The sequence below is a fragment of the Microcoleus sp. Pol7_B2 genome (assembly GCF_036701035.1).
Taxonomy (GTDB): Bacteria; Cyanobacteriota; Cyanobacteriia; order Cyanobacteriales; family Microcoleaceae; genus Microcoleus.
The window spans coordinates 21406-42262 of the sequence record NZ_JAUBQB010000039.1 but is presented as its reverse complement, the minus strand read 5'-3'; the positions used below and the strand labels follow the sequence as shown (position 1 = coordinate 42262).

Here is a 20857-nt window from a genome sequence, read left to right as displayed (position 1 = left end):
ATCCACATATTTGCTACCCATCGACAAACGATCAAAAACCCCCCACCCCTCTTTGGGACTTTTAATGGCGACGCACCCTAGGACTGCTTGATTAAAGTGAGAGAGGGGTGTTCCGAAGGACGATCGCCTACAATCTATAGGTGGTAAAGTTGTCAAAATTGCGATCGTATCTCCTCGAACATGGAAAAACAGTAAAATCTCCTGCTTAAACTCAGCCGCAGCTTATTTGCCGACACCGCCGAACAAGAAAAGTTTATTCATGCCGTCACCAATCCCCAAGCCTTTAATCCTGCGATCTTGTGGGTGCAACCAAAACCATCAAAAAACCCATTTGATCTCGAAATTTCCGTTTTTGGGCAACCGCACTTTGTAGATAGACTAGCCTTAGAATACCAACTGGGAAAACATTCCTTACATCAAGCTGGACATTACTACTGTCTCGACTTTTTCTCAATCTTCGCCGCCTCCACATTGTTAACAATATCCCAGTCAATAAAACTAATTTTAGATATGTGCGCGCCCCCCGGAGGAAAAAGTATATTTGCCTGGAAAACCTTAAAGCTAGAATTTCTGTTGTGCAACGAAGCCATAGGCAAACGCATGGGAAGGCTGAACTCTAATTTAAGACGCTGCCAAATTAACTCATCCGCCGCCACCAATGCCGATTCAAAAATACTTGCCGAAAAGATGCCACAAACGGCTAATTTAGTAATAGTAGATGCTCCTTGTACTGGTCAATCACTCTTAGCAAAAGGAGACAAAGCACCCGGCTGCTTTCATCATGTCACCATCAATAGCAATGCCAACCGCCAAAAAAGAATTTTAGCCAATTCTGCTAAAATTGTAGCGCCCCAAGGTTATCTTGTATACATGACCTGCCCTTATTCAACCGCAGAAAATGAACAAGTCAGCGAATGGCTGTTAAGCTAATTCCCCGAATTTGGGCCAGTCACTGTTCCTCTTTTAGAAAAATATCGCTCGCAGCTGACAGAAATTCCTTGCTATCGGATGTGGCCGCAAGATAGACTAGGAGCAGGAGCTTTCACCGTTTGGTTTCAAAACACCTCGGATGGAGAGAGAAATCAGCTACCAGCAGATTTTCTAGATTTAGCTCGTTTTACCAACATCTAACTATCCGCGTCCATCCCCGTTCATCTACGGTTAAAAAAATATTCTTCCCTGAATCTAACTAAAAAATGATATTATCCAAATTATCCGAAGCAATTAAAAGACCACTCAAAATAGCGATCGGAATTTTAATTACCTTAAATCTGCTAATATTAAGCGGCTGTCAAAACAGCACAACCCCAGCCTCAAAAAACGGCGAACCGATCGAACTCACACTGTGGCACGGCATCAATCCTCCACCAAATCGCGACGTATTTCAAACCCTCACAAACCAATTCAATAAAACGCATCCCAACATCCAGATCAAACCAGTTTACATCGGTCAGCCCGACCAACAACTGCCAAAAATACTAACAGCAATAGTTGGAAACGCACCGCCGGATTTGCTGTGGAATGCTGCCACAATTTCAGGAAAACTAGCAGAACTCAACGCAATTGAACCCTTAGAAAACTGGCTAGACAAATCGCCCCGGAAAGCCGAAATCTACCCGGCACTCTTCGAGTCAATGGAACTCGGCGGACACACTTGGTCAGTTCCCCTAGCGACAAACAACGTCGCCATCTTTTACCGTCCCAGCTTATTTGCAGCAGCAGGAATCAAAGAAGTGCCGAAGAATTGGGCGCAATTAAAGCAAGTAGCCCGATCGCTCACGCAAGACACCAACGGAGACGGCCGCACAGACCAACACGGCATAGTGCTCCCCCTAGGCAAAGGAGAATGGACAGTATTTACCTGGCTGCCATTCATGTTCAGCGCAGGCGGCGAACTAAAAGGCGACATACCTCAAAGTCCTGTACCCCAAATAGATAATCCCGGTTCTCACGCCGCCTTAGAATTGTGGAGCGACTTGTTAAAAGAAGGTTCAGCAATATTGTCAGCACCCGAACGCGGTTACGAACTCGACAACTTCATCGCCGGCAAAGTCGCCATGCAAATCACCGGGCCGTGGACGCTAGCACAGTTGCAGCAAAGCGCGATCGACTACGGAGCAATGCCTTTACCGATCCTCAAACGCCCTGCCGCCGTCGTAGGGGGTGAAAACCTATTTTTAATGAAAACCTCGCCAGACCGAGAGCGAGCAGCCCTAGTATTCTTAGAATACGTTATAGGTGAAGAATTCCAAACAGCATGGGCATTAGGAACAGGTTATTTACCCATTAACTTAAAATCGAGACAGAGCCAAGCTTATCAAAGCTTTGTGGAAAAAAACCCTGTTTTGCGAGTATTTTTAGAACAAATGAACTCAGCCAGAGCGCGACCCATTATATCAGGTTACTCCCGCCTATCAGAAAACCTCGGTCGCGCCATAGAGGCAACCCTTCTGGGCCGCAACCCCCAAGACGCCCTTAAAGAATCTCAAGAGCGTTTGACACTCACCTTAGATATTGCGACAGCCAAAGAGAAATAGACCATAAAAAATATTTTTCTTACCTGTAAATTATCTGCTTTCACTGTATTCGATCGAAAGACTTGAAGCCTCGATTGGTTAAAAATCTAGTGAAAATCACTACCGTCTGCACTTCTAATCAGAAACCGTGTTTCTTGCCCCAAACTTACCTAAAAACAGAGATTTTACGTCGCTGTTATTGGTATTTTAGGTATTTTAGGTATTATTGAGTATGGTGCCAGATGTTAGGGTGAATTGAGTTACGATCGCCAGACACAAAAAGACACCCGCTGTCGCTCGGTAATAAATTTTTAACAAAAACCAAAAATTTACAAACCAATTGCTTAGCCATTAGAGATATATTTACAAAAAAGCGATACTCCCGAAATTCATGGGTAGATTTGATGGAACAAAAAAACCGCTCCCTCAAGGCACCACAAAAAGTTAGCTCAAAAGCTTTTCCCAGTACCTACCACCCATGACCTACCATCACCTAATAGAAACATTTTCTCTACCCTGTGCCTGTCCCGTGCCACCTACTGAGACCCCAACAACCGTCCACCTTTTCCCCAAACGACCATGCAGACAAAGTTCCTTAATGCAATCAAAGGACATTCCTGGCGGTACTTCCTCGCAGTAGGCGCGATCGCCCTGGTCTACTATTGGGCGTCCCAATTCGCCATTTCCACCCTCACCCTCAGTTCAGAAATTTACCCGATGTGGCCAGCCGCAGGAATTGCCCAAGTCGCCCTGCTGCTGTTTGGGCGACAACTGTGGCCGGGAATCGCGATCGGAGGCTTCCTGTTCAGCATGAGCGTACCGTCGGCGAATATCGGCACGGCATTGATCTCGGCAGGCGCCAGGACCCTGCAAGCGTGGACGGGAACTTATCTACTCCAGGGCATTAACTTTAGCGCCAGGCTCGATCGGCTCAAAGACGTTTTAGGAATAGTCGGACTAGCAGCCTTGGGATCTACCCTGATCAACTCCACCATCGGCAGCATCGTCGTATGCCTGACCGGTTTATCTAGCTGGAGCAATTTTGGCACGATTTGGGGGACTTGGTGGGTGGGAGACGCTATGGGAATTGTGCTCGTTGCCCCGCTGCTACTGACGTGGCAACAATTGCCCAAAGTCCCCACCCATCGTAAACAGATAGCTGAACGAGCGATTTGGCTGCTGCTGCTACTAGCACTCGGCTGGCTCGTCTTCTGCTCCCGCACCCGCGCCGCCTACGCCCGCTATCCCCTCGAATACTTACCATTTCCGCTAGTAGTTTGGGCTGCCTTTCGATTCGGTCAGCGCTACACGGCCCTCTCCAACCTCATCCTCTGCGGCTTCGCAATCTGGGGTATCGCCCGAGGCAGCGGCCCCTTCCTCAAACACGCCAGCAGTATCCCCCAAGCACTCTTATCCCTGCAAGCCTTCATCGCCGTCATCGCCGTCACCGGCTTAGTCTTAGCTGCCACCGTCGCCGAACGCCACCAAGCAGAAGCCTCCCTGCGCGCCAGCGAAGCCAGCCTCGCTAACGCCCAACGCATCGCCCAGCTAGGCAACTGGGACTTAGACCGCAACGCCCAGCAATTGCGGTGGTCAGAGGAAATTTACCGCATTCTGGGAGAGCAACCGGGAACTTTTGAACCCAGCCTGGAAGCCTTCTTGGAATACGTGCACCCTGAAGACAGAGAATTAGTCAAAACCTCGATCGAAGCCGCTTTATTTCAGCAACAGCCTTACAGCATCGACTACAGGCTCATACTCCCCGACGGCAGTAACCGCACAGTCTACGAACAAGCTGCCGTCACCTCCCTCTACATCACCAGCACCGTCCAAGACATCACAGAGAGAAAGCAAGCCGAAGCCGCCCTGCGTTCTTCAGAAGAAAGATTTTCCAAGGCCTTTCACGCCTCCCCAGTCGGGATCAGCATCTGCACCCTCACAGATGGATGCTTCCTCGATGCCAACGAAAGCTTTTTGCGCTCATTAGGCTGGCTGCGGCACGAATTTATCGGCCGCACTCCCAGCGACTTAGGAATGTTGGTCAATTCAGAAGACGGGGGGCGGCTCGCCCAGATTTTGCAATCACAAAATTCGCTCAGCAACCAAGAAATCAAAATTCGCACCAAAGCCGGCGAAGTGCGCGACTGGCTGCTGTCAGTGGAACTCATCCACCTCGGCAGCACTCAGTGCGTTTTAATCATGACCACCGACATCACCGAACGCTTGCGTTCCGAAGAATTCCGCCGGGCCGCATTAGCCGCCGAAGCTGCAAATAGATCCAAAAGCATTTTTCTCGCCAACATGAGTCACGAACTCAGAACCCCCCTCAACGCCATCATCGGCTACAGCGAGCTCCTGCAAGAAGACGCCCGAGACCTTGGTGCCGAAGAGTTCATCGACGACCTCCAGAGAATTAACAAGGCTGGCCAGCACCTACTCACACTGATTAGAGATATTCTCGACTTGACCAAAATTGAAGCAGGCCACATCGACTTCCACCTTGAAACCTTCACCATTTCAACTCTGGTTGAGGAAGTAGTTGCCACGATCGCCCCGATGGCACAAAAAAATAGCAATATCCTAGAAATACAATGCCCCGAGGATATTGGATCGATGCACACCGACAAAACTAAACTCCGGCAGTCTGTGCTCAATCTCCTCAGCAATGCCGCGAAATTTACTTGCTCCGGCGCAATTACCTTCGCCATTACCCGATCCGTCGAAACCCCCGCCGACGCTGCAAACAAAGGCAAAAAACTGGGAGCGTATAGAGGAGGTGGCCAAGCTGAAAATAGCTTGTCTCTGTTATCTTCCGCTCAAGATTGGATCATTTTTACGGTCAAAGATACCGGTATTGGCATGAGTCCCGAACAGTTAGCCAGAATCTTTGAGCCTTTCACCCAAGCAGATTCCTCAACTACTAAGAAGTACGGTGGCACTGGTTTGGGGCTGACGATTACTAAGAAATTCTGCGAAATGATGGGAGGAGACATTACTGCATTAAGCGAGTTGGATAAAGGTTCTACTTTTACCATTCGGCTGCCAGCTATTTTCACAGACCTTTCGATCTCAACCGAAAAGTCTGACGACTAATATTTTTTTGACAGTTATTTTTTTCGATGCCTGCAACTTTTGTTTACCTCTGCAATTGGCTGATTATTTCGCTAGCAGATCTGCAGAATTTGCACATAATTCCTCACATTATAAACTTAGTTTTTTAGAAGTTTTTTTAAAATATAGTAATTTTATGTTATTCGTAAAAATTTTACCCACCCCAACCCTCGCCGCATCCTTATGAGGGGATAATAAATTCCCAAATAATTTAGAATTGCTATAGAGGTAGAAGATTAGGGCGGGTTAGATCACCCTAATTAATTTATGAGTAAATAGGAAAAGTGCTGAAATCGTTTCCGCTGGCATGGGAATAATAAATTTTCCTGTCCAGTACCCGCGCCCCCGATCTTTTTTTAGCGGCAACCTAGTTTTTGAGGCTAAGTTCACTTGATTAATACTCCGAACAGTTTTTCTATAGCCCAAGAACTGATTCTCGCTTGACATTGATTGACTGTGGATAATTCAATCAAGGTCATCTCCACCCTAATCTTGAATTTAATTCGACTTTTTTAGGAGCCTTGCCCCGCGTAAGCTTGTAGTATCGTTACCCAAAGTTTCCTGAGTATTGACTTAATAAGATGATATTATTATTTTTGAGCGTGCTGCCGACATTCAGAGGATTGGTTGGTTGACCAACCTTAAAAGTTCGGAGAATTTATAATTAGCGCAGTTTGAAAGATTTGGGAGAGGAGACATGATCCCTCGGCTTCTCAATAAAACCTGTGATAGACTTCGATCCCGTACTTGTCCCCTAACGGTATACCTACGTATATATACTATTAATTAAAAAGATATACTGTAGAAAGTTGCTTACAAAGCGCCAGAAAATATGCACCCCCACCTCCAGCGCCAACTCGAACAGCTCGGTTTAGTCGGCGAGTCTCCCCCTCCCACTGCTGAGCAGTGGCAGCTTTTATTAGAGCAGGTAAGTTGTAGCTATGACGGAGCTCAGAGTCAGCAAGAACTTCAGCAGCAGGATTGCTTGAACTCGGAGACGGTGGCATTAAAGGATTTAACTGACTCGCCCCAGTCCCCTCAAGACTCTCCAACAGCTTCAGAATTCGATCGCCTGCGGGCGAGTGTCAACAGTTTGGGGGCGGGATTGTGTATCCTTGACGCGAAGGGCTGTGTAATTTCAGTGAATCCAGAGGCAGAACGCTTGCTGGGGTGGGGAGAGTCGGAACTTGCAGGCGTTTCCCTGCTAGAGCGCATCGGGAAGGCAAAGAAAGGGAAGAAATCCCCACTTTTGACAGTTCCGAAACACTCGCTAAGTAAAACTGAAGATGCGACGATCGCACCTACACTAGATTTACAAGAGGCGATCGCTTCCAGTCAACCTTGCAGCAATTGGGACGACGAGTTTTTGTGTCGCGACGGCAAGATTTTACCCGTTTCCTATTTTTTCCATCCCGCAGTTGAGGGCAGCGAAATATCAGTCTTGGTGTTTTTTGACATTTTTGAGATTAGAGAACACAAGCAATCGCTCTCGATACTGCAAGCAGTTCTAAAATCTACAGATGCAGGAATTCTGGCGGTTGACAGAAACGGCAATATATGTAAATATAATCAGAAATTTCTAGAGATGTGGGGTTTGTCCGCCAGCCAAGGAAAGTTGAGCCCATCGACCTTGGGTACACTCAAAAACACGCTCAAAACAGGATTCCCCTTCCACAGGGAACAATTAAAATACCCGCAAAGATTTCTCGAAAACGTGATCAAAGTGTCGGTAGATTCAGATACTCAAATCAGCGAATTATTAGAATTTAAAGACGGAAAAATTCTGGAATTAAATTCGTTGCCATCAAAAGTCGGAGCGAAAACAGTCGGTAGAGTCTGGAGCTTTCGAGACGTTACCGAACTCAAAAGACTAGAACAATCTTTGCAGTATAGAATTGAATTCGCTCAGTTGATTGCCCGTTTGTCAACTCATTTCATCAGCCAGCCCTTATCCGAAATAGACAAAGGCATCGCTCAAACCCTGGAAGCGATCGCCACCTTCACCGGCTTTAACCGCAGTTACATCTACCTGTTATCAGAAGACAAAACCCGCGCCGACAAAACCTACGAGTGGTGCGGCGAAAGCATTCCGGCAGTCAAAGACAGCACCGACAAACAAATAGACATTGCACAAATCCCTTGGATCGCAGAAAAACTCGATCGCGCCGAATGCCTCTATATTCCAGAAATCGGTGAACTCCTGCCCCCAGCCAAAGCCGAAATAGCCTATTTTATGGGTCAAAATTTAACCGAATTCCAGACAGACTCCCCATCCCAAACAGTCAATCAAACAGCAACCGCCTCAATACCTTCGATTGGCGCTTCCCTAAATAATTTAGAATTAAAAAAACAGCTAAAAAATATTAAATCCCTGATAATTATTCCCCTAATTTGTAGTAAAAACCTAGTAGGATTTCTCGGATTCGATGGCTTACAGCAAACAGCAGGTCGAGCAACCGAAATATCCACACAGCTAAAAATCGTAGGAGAAATGCTCGCCAATGTCCTAGAGCGTAAGCGAGCAGAAGCAGCCTTGAGACAATCCGAAACAAAATACCGCAGCATCTTTGAAAACGCAGTCGAAGGCATATTCCAGACAACGCCGACCGGGCACTACCTCAGCGGCAATAGCGCACTAGCCCGAATTTACGGCTACGAATCCTGTACCCAAATGCTCGCTGAACTCACCGAGATCAACCGTCAATTTTACGTTAACCCCAATCGGCGCGCCGAGTTTATGGCCCAATTGGGCGCGCGCCGCCAAGTGTCAAAATTTGAATCCCAAATATACCGCCGAGACGGTAGCAAGATCTGGATTTCCGAAAACGCGCGCAGCATCTGCGACGAAAACGGCAGCGTTTTGTACTACGAAGGCACAGTCCAAGACATCACCGATCGCAAACAGGCAGAATCCGCCATGCAGTTAGCCCTAGAAGCAGCAGAATCAGCCAACCGGGCAAAAAGCACATTTCTCGCCAACATGAGCCACGAACTTCGCACACCCCTCAACGCCATCATCGGCTACAGCGAAATGCTTCAAGAAGAAGCCGAAGAATTGGGTAGTTGCGAATCCGTCCCCGACCTCGAAAAAATCTGCAGCGCCGGCAAACATCTGCTGTCCCTGATTGACGACATCCTAGATATTTCTAAAATTGAAGCAGGCCGAATGGATCTCTACCTAGAAAGCTTCGACATCCATACCTTAATTGAAAGTGCTGTTGCCACGGCCAGGCCACTGGTCGAGAAAAACGGTAATACCCTAGAAGTGTACTGTCCAGACAACCTCGACACCATGCACGCGGACATGACAAAAGTGCGGCAAGTGCTGCTTAACTTGCTCAGCAACGCTGCCAAGTTCACACAAAACGGGAGAATTGCGATCGGAGTGGAAAGAATTAAAAATGAACAATTAAAAATGAAAAATCAAGAGGAATCTTCCCAAATTTTAATTTCCAACTCCGAATTTTTAAGTTTCCGCGTCGCCGACACCGGCATCGGCATGACACAAGAGCAATTGCAGCGAGTTTTTCAACCTTTCACCCAAGCTGATGCCTCGACTACCCGCGAGTACGGTGGCACCGGTTTGGGACTAGCAATCAGCCAGCGCTTCTGTCAGATGATGGGTGGCAGCATTGAGGTCAGCAGCACCTTGGGCGCAGGCACCACTTTCACCGTACTCTTGCCCAGCGCCATCAAACAGCCGGAACTCCCCAACAAAGTCCACGACAGCACTAGCCCTCCGCACGCCCCCGCTGTGGGCACGGTGCTGGTAGTGGACGACGACCCGATCTCGCGGGATTTAATTCAGCGCACCCTCAGTCGCCAAGGACTGCACATAGAAGTCGCCGGCAGTGGCGAGCAAGCTCTCCGGCTCGCTAAGCAACTACGACCAGACGCCATTACCCTGGACGTGATTATGCCCGGAATGGACGGCTGGGCGGTACTCTCAGCGCTGAAGGCCGATCCTGACCTTGCCGAAATTCCCGTAATCCTGCTATCCTTTGTGGGCAACAAAAGCCTCGGCTTTGCATTGGGTGCCTCGGACTACCTCACCAAACCAGTGGACGGCAAACGGCTGGCTGCCTTGTTGAACAAGTACCGACGCGACCAAGACGGCGTTGCAAGTAACAATTTGACTTGTCAGATTCTAATTGTGGAAGATGACGTTGCCACGCGCGAAATACTGCGATGCGTACTAGAAACACAAGGCTGGGCAGTAACAGAAGCTGACAGCGGACGCGCTGCTCTCGATCGACTAAAAGTTGCTCGCCCGCACCTGATATTACTGGATTTGATGTTGCCACAAATGGATGGTTTTGAGTTGATCGGGGAAATTCGCAAATCCCATTCAGGAGATCCTATACCGATTGTTGTGATCACGGGGAAAAACTTGACACCGGCCGAAAGCCAGCAGCTAAACGGCTACGTCGAGCGGGTGCTACAAAAGGGAGTCTACAGTTGCGATAGTTTGTTGCGCGATGTTCGCTCTATAGTCAATGACAGGTTCGATCGCAGGTACGACTCGAAAGGCAAGGAGAACACCAATGGCTAAAATCCTGTTGGTCGAAGATAACGAAATGAACAGAGATATGCTTTCCAGGCGTCTGGCCCGCAAGGGACACGAGGTCTTTATTGCTGTTGACGGTGCTGAGGGAGTGTCGATGGCGCTCGCGAAAGTACCCGATTTGATTCTGATGGATATGAGTCTGCCGGTTCTCGACGGCTGGCAAGCAACGCAGCAAATTAAGGCGGCTCCTGAAACTAGCAGGATTCCGGTGATTGCGCTGACGGCTCACGCAATGGCGGGCGATCGTGAAAAGTGTCTTGCCGCCGGCTGCAATGACTACGACACTAAACCGGTCGAGTTTCCCCGACTATTGGGTAAAATTGAAACGCTTCTGAAAGAGGCCCTGACATGAAAGGTGACGAGGGCAGCGTGCTGGTTGTTGACGACAATGAGGTAAACCGCGATTTGCTGGCCCGCCGACTTCAGCGTCAAGGCCATGTGGTGACTGTTGCTGAAGATGGTCTCCAAGCTCTGGAAATGTTGCGAACAGAGCCTTTTGATTTGGTGCTCCTAGACATTATGATGCCGCAAATGAACGGCTATCAGGTGCTCGAAAGTCTGAAGGCGGACGAGAATTTGCGCTACATCCCGGTGATTATGATTTCGGCGGTGGACGATATCGACAGTATTGTCCGGTGTATAGAGTTGGGGGCGGAGGATTATCTTTCTAAACCGTTCAATCCGGTATTGCTTAAGGCTCGGATTAGCGCTTGTCTGGAAAAGAAGCGGCTGCGGGATAAGGAACAGGCATATTTACATGAGTTGGCGCAGGAAAAGGAAAAGTCCGAGCGTTTGCTGTTAAATATTTTACCCAAGGCGATCGCGCAGCGCCTGAAACACGGGGAAATTACGATCGCAGACAGTTTCGCTGAGGTGACAGTGATGTTTGCCGATTTGGTCGGTTTTACCAAGCTTTCGGCTCATTTATCGCCGGCCCAATTGGTGGAATTGCTCAACGAGATTTTTTCGGCTTTTGACGAGTTGGCCGAGCGCTACGGACTTGAGAAAATTAAGACGATCGGCGATGCTTATATGGTGGTTGGCGGTTTGCCGACGCCCAGCGACGACCACGCCGAGTCGATCGCGGAAATGGCGCTGGAAATTCAAGCAGCAATGACTAAGATACATACCAAGGGAGGTCAGCCGCTCAGCATTCGCATCGGCATCCACACAGGCCCGGTAGAAGCTGGGGTAATCGGTACTAAAAAATTTACTTACGATTTGTGGGGAGATACGGTAAATACAGCTTCCCGGATGGAATCTCAAGGCGTCCCCGGCAGCATTCAGGTGACAGTTGCTACCTACGAGCGTCTGCGGGGTAAGTACGTTTTTGAGGAGCGCGGCGTGATTCCAGTGAAGGGGAAAGGCGATATGATGACTTATCTGCTTGTGGCCCGAAACGCTTAATTAATCATTGGGCATTGGGCATTGGGCATTGGGCATCGGGTATCGGTAACTAATATCAACAGTCAACAGTCAACAGTCAACAGTCAACAAATCATCAAATGAGCGTAAATTCTAACCTTTTAATATACGCCCAATGGGCGGGAATTCTGACAGCAGTCTTGGCTGTTGTGACAGTTATAGCATTTATCTTCAAATGGGGTTTTCGCTTCCGATTGGTAGGAGTGACAAGCTTTATGGGCGTGATTGCTGCGAGTATATTTGGTCTGGGTTTGGGACTGTTTTCCCGCACAGAAATTCCGGGTGCAGTTCGCTATTCTTTAGTTTACGATACTGGTGGCGCTCAAACAGTAGTTACTGTGCCACCTACGATCACCGAATCAGAATTAGAAGCAACGATGCGGCAAGCTGCTGCGGATTTGTACTCTCCAGGGCGCTCTGGGCGGGGCAGAGACTACATGACCATCCGGGTTCGTACAGTTGTACATCCTGAACCTGGGCTGTCGCAGCCGCTGTTTTTGGGCGAAGTGAGGCGATCGCTCGCGACTCGTTATGATGACAAAATGGCGATCGAAATCTTCCCCGAAAAAGTCGCAACACTGAAAAAATACCAAGCCTGATAAATGCTGTAGGGGCGGGTTTTACAAACAAGAATTGCCTCAAACCGACAATCTCAAAAACCCGCCCCCACCAAATAATTATCAGTAAGGTGTGCAATGCTAACCTACAAATTATTAATTATTTGGCGATTTAAGAAAGTCACGTTGGGAGAGAATTAAATAATATGATTGCAACTACCAAACACCTATTGAATTTTAACGAATTTATTGCAATTTGCCCGGAAGATAGTCTTTAAGAATTGGTGAAACGAGAAATTGTCAAAATAGCAATTACCCGAAATCATGATGATATTGGTGAATTTACAGACCGACACTTTTATCAAGAGAGCGATAGGCTGAAACTCAACTATGTAGTAAAACGAGGTATCACGATTAAAACTACCACAAAAGAAGGTACGGAGCAAGGACGAGTTCCTGATGTCAGTGTTATCGATCGCACTTTGTGGCGTGGTGAACGCAAAGCTTATGCCGCACTGGAATCGCCGATTCAGGTAGCTGTTGAGGTAATATCAACTAATTGGGAAGATGATTATGTTGACAAGCTATATGAATATGAATACTTGGGCATTGCTGAATACTGATTATTGATTATTTAGCAATTGGAAAAAGAGAGTATTTGGGAAACCCGAAAATTCCGACGGTATTTGTGTTTTCGCTAAATGCTGAAGGCAAATATCAGCGCACTCTGTTTCAAGGTGACGAACAAATTGTTTCGCCTACTTTTCCAGAATTAGCGTTGACGGCGGATCGGGTATTATTAGCTTAGTGGTAGGGTGTGTCGCCCGGAAAAATTATTAACTAAATTTCGACAATCTCATAGCACCTGATAAAATAGTGATTGTAAGGTGCGTCAGGTCCGAAGATTTCAACCACTTACTCAAGGCTTTCTCCCTGATGCACCCTACGGTTATACTTGGAAAAATAAGAGTTTGATGAAGAGGAATAAATGATGAATATAGAAAACAAACAAACTTTAAATTCCCAACAAAAACAGGAATTAGCGATAATTCAAATTTTGATTAATCTAGATGGACAAACGCCAGAACAAAAAGCCGAATTGTTTTTTTTACAAGGTGTATTGTATGAATCTGCTCAAGAATATACAGAGGCGATATCCTCCTACGACAAAGCCTTAGAAATCAAACCAGATTATCACGAATCCTGGAACTATCGGGGCGTTGCACTGGTTAATTTAGGCAGATTGTCAGAAGCGATTTGCGACTACGACAAAGCCTTAGAATTTAAACCCAATTATCACGAAACCTGGCACAATCGTGGCAATGCACTGGTTAATTTAGGCAGATTTTCAGAAGCGATTTGCGACTACGACAAAGCCTTAGAATTCAAACCAGATAAACACGAATCCTGGTACAATCGGGGCATTGCACTGGATGATTTAGGCAGATTTGAAGAGGAGATAGCCTCCTATGACAAAGCCTTAGAGTTCAAGCCAAATTATCACGAAGCATGGAACAATCGGGGCAATGCACTGGTTAATTTAGGCAGATTGTCAGAAGCGATCGCCGACTACGACCAAGCCTTAGAAAACCAACCAAATTATCACGAATCCTGGCACAATCGGGGCGTTGCACTGAGTAATTTAGGCAGATTGTCAGAAGCGATCGCCGACTACGACAAAGCCTTAGAAATCAAACCAGATTATCACGCAGCATTTTATAATAAAGCTTGCTGCTATGCGTTACAGAGTCAAATTGACCAAGCGATTCAGAATTTGCAGCAAGCCATCAATATGAATCCTGACGAATACCGAGAACTGGCAAAAACTGATTCAGTTTTTGACAGCATTCGATCGCAGACTCGGTTTCAAGCTTTGATTCAAGAATAGGGATTTGCCCTTGGGGGGTGCGGGTTTATGAGATTGTCGGTTTGAGGAAATTATTGTTGGTGAAACCCGCCCTTACAGCATCAAAAACACTTTTCAACGAAGCTAATGAACCCGATATAATAGGATAATTAATACCGAGTTAAAAGATGACTCAGCTAAAGGTTAATCTAACAAATGACAGATTTCCCGAACTCATCGCCCATGTCGAGGATACTGGAGAACGAATTGTCATAGAACAGGGAGGAAGAGCGATCGCTGCTATCATTACTTATGCAGACCTGAAGCGACTGGAAGCCCTAGAAGCTGCCCTAATTAACAAAGCAAAACTAGAAGAATATGAATGGCTAAAAGCTGCGATCCGCAATCCAGCTTTTGATTCTCTGAGAGACTCAGCAGAAGATATCTACACTTTAGGTGATGGCGTGCCATTCCACGACTCTGAATGGATTAAAACAGTAGCAATCGAGCCTCATTTTGGTTCGATCCTAGACCCCGAAGAAGACATTTATACCATAGCTGACGGTAAACCATTCCCTGACCAAGGGTAAGATTTTCCTAGTACCGTTTCCCTATGATGATTTATCGGCCAACAAACTGCGTCCAGCAGCTTGTTTGACTAACCCTTTGGGAGCGCGGCGTCATGTTATTCTTGCTTATATTACAAGTCGCTTGCCAACAAATCTACTGGAAACAGATATCGTATTAGATGCTTCTCATCTCGACTTTCAGGCTTCAGGGCTGCAGGTGCCATCTACTATCAGGCTGCATCAACTGGTAACGGTTTCTACAGTGGTTATTCAGCGTGAGTTAGGTGAATTGTCATCAGATACACAGGCTCAAATTGCTGAAAAGCTATACAATTTGCTAAGTCAGTGATCGCCGATAGGTGAAAATTATATCAGGACTTACGCAACTTTTAAATTTTTACACTACCCGTAGTAATAAGGGCCGCAATGCACTACAAATAGGGTGGATGTGTAAGTGCTGTTAGATATTGGGTGAGGTTTGTCACACCTCAGTACGATCGCCCTTTCCTCTTTTCTACGCAGTCATATAAAAAAATAGTATTAATCTATACCTACAAATCCAAGCTCTAGAATTATAATGAAAAAAATTGAAAAAGCTCCCAAATTCCTGTAAAATTGCCATAAATAACCAAATAGTCGCGATCGAAAGCACTCAAAGGCGAAAAAGATCGCATATAAAAAAGAAAAGAATCAATTAGACAGAAAATAAAGAGGTGAAACCCCTTGCAAAAATTAGCCAGCATAGAAAAGCCGATCGACTCAGGGGAAAAATCCATAGCAGTCAACACCCAAAAGGCTCAAACATTTTACGATCGCGGCAACGCCCTAGAAGCAATGGGACGATTCCAAGCTGCGATCGAATCTTGGGAAGAAGCGATCGAACTTGAACCAAAATTTTATGAAGCCTGGTACAACCAAGGCGTAGCCCTGAAAAAAATGGGGCAGCTAGAAGAAGCGATCGCAGCATACAACAACTCCCTAAAAATCAAACCCAACAATCCCGAAGCGTGGTATAATCGCGCCAACGTTTTGCGGAAGCTCAACAGACTCTCAGAAGCGATCGCATCCTACGAAAAGGCGATCGCACTCAACCCCAGCTACCCCGAAGCTTGGACGAACCGCGGCAACACCCTCGTCAGCTTAGAAAAATTGTCAGAAGCGATCGACTCCTACGACAAAGCCATAGCCATCAAACCAGACTACTGCGAAGCTTGGTACAACAAAGCATTTGCCCTGAGAAAATCCGACCAAAATACAGCCGCGATCGCCTCCTTCGACAAAGCGATCGAACTCAAGCCAGACTTGCATCAAGCCTGGTACAACCGCGGCTTAGCCCTAGCCGATGAAAAACTCTACCCGGAAGCCGTCGCCTCCTACGACAAAACCCTGCAACTGCGGCCGAATTCCGCCGAAGCCTGGAACAAACGCGGCACGGCGATCGCCCAAATGGGAGAATTTGAAGAAGCGATCGCATCCTGGGACAAAGCCCTCGCACTCAAGCCCAACGACAGCGAAACCTTTTACAACCGCGGCTTAGCCTTCGCCAACTTACAGCGCTTTGAAGAAGCAATTGCCTCTTGGGACAAAACCCTAGAGTTGCAGCCAGACAACACCGAAGCCTGGTACAACCGCGCCATAGCACTCAAAAAAATTCAACGATTGACCGAAGCGATCGCCTCCTACGATAAAATCATCGCACTCAAACCCGACGATCCCAACCTGTACTATCAAAAAGCTTGCGTGTACGCCCTGGAAAAACAAGCAGGCGAGCTCACAAACAGCCCCGAACTTGTAGCTACCAGCATCCGGCTGGCGATCGAAAACTTATCAAAGGCGATCGAACTTAATCCCCAGAAATACCGGAAATTGTGCAAAAATGACTCTAAATTGCTTACAATACGGGAAGAAGTGCGGTTTTTAGCTTGATTTCAGGGTAGCTATGATTGATGGATACGGATGCCGCACTGCAACCTTTGTAGGCAAAACAGCACCATAAACCCCAATCATGCAAACCCTAGACAAAACTCAAGCAAAATTCGCTCAACTGGCAGCCCACCTCAGAGAAGTTAACGACATCGAATCAGCCTCGTCGCTGCTGCATTGGGATCAATCAACTTATATGCCCCCCAAAGGTGCAAGTGCCAGAGGCCGCCAGTTGGCTACTCTCAAACAAATATCCCACGAAAAATTTACAGATCCAAAAATAGGTGAACTCCTAGAAGACTTGCGTTTCTACGAACAAACCCTCCCCTACGACTCCACCGCAGCCAGCCTGATCCGCATAGCGCGCAGAGACTACGATCGCGCCGCCAGAGTCCCCGCAACCTTCATGTCAGCACTCTGCCGCCACCAAGCCGACTGCTACGAAGCTTGGGCCACTGCCAGAGCAGCCAACAACTTCGCAGCCGTCGAGCCGTATCTCGAAAAAACCCTAGAATTAAGCAGGCAATACGCCGACTTTTTCCCCGGCTACGAACACATCGCCGATCCTTTGATTGATCGTAGCGACTACGGCATGAAAGTAGCGCTGCTGCGCCCGCTTTTCGCCCAACTGCGTCAAGAATTAGTGCCGATAGTTGAAGCCATCACCTCCCAACCACCGGCCGACGACTCCTGCTTGCACCAAAACTTCCCAGAATCCCAGCAACTAGAATTCACTCGCAAAGTCGTAGAACGCATGGGGTACGACTTCCAGCGGGGACGGCAAGACACCACCCTGCACCCGTTCATGACCAACTTCTCCATAGACGACGTGCGAATTACCACCCGCGTCTATGAAGACCACTTGGATCAAGCACTCTTCAGCAGCATCCACGAAGCCGGACACGCCCTCTATGAACTCGGAAATTCCCCGGAATTTGAAGGCACGCTTCTGGCAGGTGGCATTTCCTCCGGGGTTCACGAAAGTCAATCGCGACTTTGGGAAAATCTGGTCGGGCGCAGCCGCGGTTTTTGGGAATGTTTCTACCCGCAACTCCAAGGCATATTTTTGCGACAGTTGGGACACGTATCCACTGACGCATTTTACCGGGCAATTAACAAAGTCTCGCGATCGCTCATCCGCACCGATGCCGACGAAGTAACCTACAACCTCCACGTCGCCATCCGCTTTGACCTAGAATTGGCAATGGTAGAGGGAAAACTAGCAGTGCGAGACCTCCCCGAAGCCTGGAACGAACGCTATAAAACCGACCTCGGCGTTGTCCCCGCTACCGACAGCGAAGGCGCGATGCAAGATGTTCACTGGTATGTTGGTACGATCGGCGGAATGTTCCAAGGTTACACCCTGGGCAACTTGATGAGCGCCCAATTCTACGAAACAGCAGTAAAAATCAATCCTGAAATTCCCGTAGAAATAGAACAGGGCAATTTTACCGTACTCCACGACTGGCTAAAACAAAACATCTACCAGCACGGCCGTAAATACACTGCTGTTGAATTGATCGATCGGGTTACAGGTTCACCTTTAACTATTGATCCATTTATCCGTTACATTCGCCACAAATACGGGGAGTTTTATGTCATTTGAGGGATAGCAACTTCACTTTGCAGACTTTAACATTACAAAAAAAGTAGCCGCTTAAAACAAAGGGCGATACTGTTTGAGTATCGCCTAATTCCACAGCGGAAATCCCAAGTCTTAAATAAGGGAGTATGTATGTCTGAACTCTTTCAGACTGTTATCGCCAGCGACGAAAAAACCGAGTTGCGTCAGTTTGTCAGCGATTTACGCGCTTTGGGTAACACATATTTACTGCGAAACGACATAGTTAACGCTTTTGCCGCCTACTGCACCAAATACGAAAAGCCCGAACAGTTCCATCAATCTTCTCTTTTAAGCAAACTCATTTACTACGTTCAGGAAATTCTTCTCGAAGAAGGCAGCCTTTGCGTCTTGCTGCGGCCAAAAATTGCTAAAATGGAAATAGTGCGAGTTGCAGACGACTTGACTGTTGAGCAGATGACAGTGCAAGAATTGCTCGATGTGCGCGATCGCTTCGTCAACCACTTTCACCCCCAAGAAAGCGACATTCTCGAACTAGATTTCGGCCCTTTTTACGATTATTCCCCCACAATTCGCGACCCCAAAAACATCGGCAAAGGAGTGCAATTCCTCAACCGATACCTTTCCAGCAAACTGTTTCAAGACCCCAGACAATCGCAGGAAACTCTATTTAATTTCTTGGGCATTCACCGCTACAACGGCGTACAATTACTAATTAACGATCGCATAAAATCCCAAGAACAACTTTCCGAACAAATCAAAAAAGCCCTCACCTTTGTCAGCGAACTTTCTGAAGAAGAACCCTACGAGAGATTTCGATTAGTTCTGCAAATGATGGGTTTCGAGGCAGGTTGGGGAAATACAGCCGCCCGCGTGCATGAAACCCTAGGACTTCTTGACCAATTAATTGATGCCCCCGACCCGCAAACCCTAGAACAATTTATTTCTCGCCTCCCGATGATTTTCAACATCGTCCTAGTTTCTCCTCACGGCTGGTTCGGGCAAGAAGGAGTTTTGGGGCGACCGGATACGGGAGGTCAGGTAGTTTATGTCCTCGATCAAGCGAAGAGTTTAGAGAAACAACTGCAAGAAGACATTCATCTTGCCGGTCTCGATAGTTTAGGAGTCAAACCTAAAGTAATTATTCTCACCCGGTTAATTCCTAACAGCGACGGCACGCGCTGCAACCAACGTTTGGAAAAAGTTCACGCCACAGAAAATGCTTGGATTTTGCGGATTCCCTTCCGGGAGTTCAATCCCAAACTGACTCAAAATTGGATTTCTAGATTCGAGATTTGGCCTTATTTGGAAACTTACGGGATCGATGCAGAAAAAGAACTGCTGGCTGAGTTTCAGGGCAAACCAGATTTAATTGTCGGCAACTATTCCGACGGCAACTTGGTAGCGTTTTTGCTGTCTCGCAAACTCAAAACTACTCAGTGCAACATTGCCCATGCGCTGGAAAAATCTAAATATTTGTTAAGCAATCTTTATTGGCAAGAATCCGAGGAAAAATACCATTTTGCGCTGCAATTTACGGCCGATATAATTGCCATGAATGCAGCTAATTGTATTGTCACCAGCACCTATCAAGAGATTGTCGGCAAACCCGATAGTGTTGGTCAGTACGAATCTTACCATTGTTTTACGATGCCGGATTTGTACCACGTTGTGAACGGGATTGAACTGTTCAGCCCTAAATTCAACGTCGTGCCGCCGGGAGTTAACGAAAGTGTGTACTTTCCCTACACCCGGATAGAAGACCGGGTGCAAGAGGATCGCGATCGGCTCAACGAACTGCTATTTACTTTAGAAGACCCGGAACAAGTCTTTGGAAAACTCGACGACCCGCAAAAGCGCCCTTTATTTTCGATCGCCCGGCTCGATCGCATTAAAAACCTGACAGGCTTAGCAGAATTGTTCGGAAAAAGCCAGGAGTTGCAAGAAAAATGCAACTTAATTCTAGTAGCTGGCAAGCTGCGGGTCGAAGAAACCGAAGACTACGAAGAAGCAGAAGAAATTAAAAAGCTCTACGCTATTATCGACCAATACAACCTCCACGGTAAAATTCGCTGGCTGGGAGTGAGGCTTTCCAAAAGCCTGTCCGGCGAAATCTACCGGGTAATCGCCGACACCCAAGGTATATTTGTTCAGCCAGCATTATTTGAAGCTTTCGGGTTGACAATTCTCGAAGCAATGATTACCGGAATTCCCACTTTCGGGACGCAGTTTGGCGGCCCGCTGGAAATCATTCAAGATGGCGTAAATGGGTTTTATATCAACCCGACCCACCACCAGGAGACTGCCCAAAAACTTCTAGATTTTTTATCTAAATGCGAACACAATCCCAACTATTGGTATGAAATTTCAACGCGAGGAATTGACCGAGTTTACAGCACGTATACCTGGAAAATTCACACTACCAACCTGCTGACTCTGGCCCGGGCTTACGGTTTTTGGAACTACTCGTCCAAAGAAAACCGCGAAGATATGCTCCGCTACATAGAATCGCTGTTTTATCTCATTTACAAGCCAAGAGCAAAGGCTTTATTGGCAGAACACGCAAATCGATAAGTCGCGAGTTTTGCTTTTTACATGAAATCCCTTGGTATCGGAATTCTTCCTCTCTCTCTTTTCTTTCTCTGTATCCTCTGCGTCAAGAGGGGTTTAATAATTCCCATATAACCGAAATTGATATTACGGGGAGATTGAAGGAAAAAACTTCGCTTTTCATAGATCAACTTTGTAGAAAATTCGCCTG

The 20857-nt window shown here is 47.1% G+C and carries 15 protein-coding genes; all 15 read left to right on the top strand.

All coding sequences use genetic code 11. The features are described from left to right. Positions 1-303: 303 nt before the first annotated feature. A complete protein-coding gene (locus QUA57_RS16030) occupies positions 304-930 on the top strand; it encodes a hypothetical protein (RefSeq protein WP_333062126.1) in 627 nt (208 codons plus the stop codon). Between the two features lie 266 nt (positions 931-1196). Continuing rightward, complete coding sequence (locus QUA57_RS16025; RefSeq protein ID WP_333062124.1) at positions 1197-2537, top strand: ABC transporter substrate-binding protein; 1341 nt, start codon at positions 1197-1199, stop codon at positions 2535-2537. Between the two features lie 558 nt (positions 2538-3095). Further along, complete coding sequence (locus tag QUA57_RS16020) at positions 3096-5609, top strand: MASE1 domain-containing protein (protein WP_333062122.1); 2514 nt, start codon at positions 3096-3098, stop codon at positions 5607-5609. A gap of 850 nt (positions 5610-6459) precedes the next feature. Next, positions 6460-10179 carry a response regulator gene (locus tag QUA57_RS16015; RefSeq protein ID WP_333062121.1) on the top strand — a complete coding sequence of 1240 codons (3720 nt, stop codon included), beginning with the start codon at positions 6460-6462 and terminating at the stop codon, positions 10177-10179. Further along, positions 10172-10546, top strand: a complete 375-nt coding sequence (locus QUA57_RS16010) for a response regulator (RefSeq protein ID WP_015177895.1) — start codon at positions 10172-10174, stop codon at positions 10544-10546. Before QUA57_RS16015 ends, QUA57_RS16010 begins: the two co-directional genes overlap by 8 nt. Beyond that, positions 10543-11601, top strand: a complete 1059-nt coding sequence (locus QUA57_RS16005) for an adenylate/guanylate cyclase domain-containing protein (protein WP_333062119.1) — start codon at positions 10543-10545, stop codon at positions 11599-11601. Before QUA57_RS16010 ends, QUA57_RS16005 begins: the two co-directional genes overlap by 4 nt. 98 nt (positions 11602-11699) lie before the next feature. After that, the gene (locus QUA57_RS16000; RefSeq protein ID WP_333062118.1) at positions 11700-12218 is read left to right on the top strand and encodes a Ycf51 family protein; all 519 of its coding nucleotides are present in this window, start codon (positions 11700-11702) and stop codon (positions 12216-12218) included. Between the two features lie 242 nt (positions 12219-12460). After that, positions 12461-12799: a Uma2 family endonuclease gene (locus tag QUA57_RS15995; RefSeq protein WP_333062117.1), complete on the top strand. Its 339-nt coding sequence runs from the start codon at positions 12461-12463 to the stop codon at positions 12797-12799. Positions 12800-12834: 35 nt separating this feature from the next. Next, complete coding sequence (locus tag QUA57_RS15990) at positions 12835-12984, top strand: Uma2 family endonuclease (protein ID WP_333062116.1); 150 nt, start codon at positions 12835-12837, stop codon at positions 12982-12984. A 180-nt stretch (positions 12985-13164) separates the two neighbouring features. Continuing rightward, complete coding sequence (locus QUA57_RS15985) at positions 13165-14064, top strand: tetratricopeptide repeat protein (RefSeq protein WP_333062114.1); 900 nt, start codon at positions 13165-13167, stop codon at positions 14062-14064. Positions 14065-14210: 146 nt separating this feature from the next. After that, on the top strand, positions 14211-14612 hold the full coding sequence (locus tag QUA57_RS15980) for a type II toxin-antitoxin system Phd/YefM family antitoxin (protein ID WP_333062113.1): 402 nt from the start codon (positions 14211-14213) through the stop codon (positions 14610-14612). Beyond that, positions 14581-14940, top strand: coding sequence for a type II toxin-antitoxin system PemK/MazF family toxin (locus QUA57_RS15975; RefSeq protein WP_333062144.1), 360 nt, complete (start codon positions 14581-14583; stop codon positions 14938-14940). Before QUA57_RS15980 ends, QUA57_RS15975 begins: the two co-directional genes overlap by 32 nt. A 374-nt stretch (positions 14941-15314) precedes the next feature. Then, positions 15315-16517 carry a tetratricopeptide repeat protein gene (locus tag QUA57_RS15970; protein WP_333062111.1) on the top strand — a complete coding sequence of 401 codons (1203 nt, stop codon included), beginning with the start codon at positions 15315-15317 and terminating at the stop codon, positions 16515-16517. Positions 16518-16596: 79 nt separating this feature from the next. Next, entirely contained in the window at positions 16597-18120 is a 1524-nt protein-coding gene (locus tag QUA57_RS15965; RefSeq protein WP_333062109.1) for a carboxypeptidase M32, read from the top strand. Positions 18121-18249: 129 nt separating this feature from the next. Then, positions 18250-20670, top strand: coding sequence for a sucrose synthase (locus QUA57_RS15960; protein ID WP_333062107.1), 2421 nt, complete (start codon positions 18250-18252; stop codon positions 20668-20670). The last annotated feature ends 187 nt before the right edge of the window (positions 20671-20857 follow it).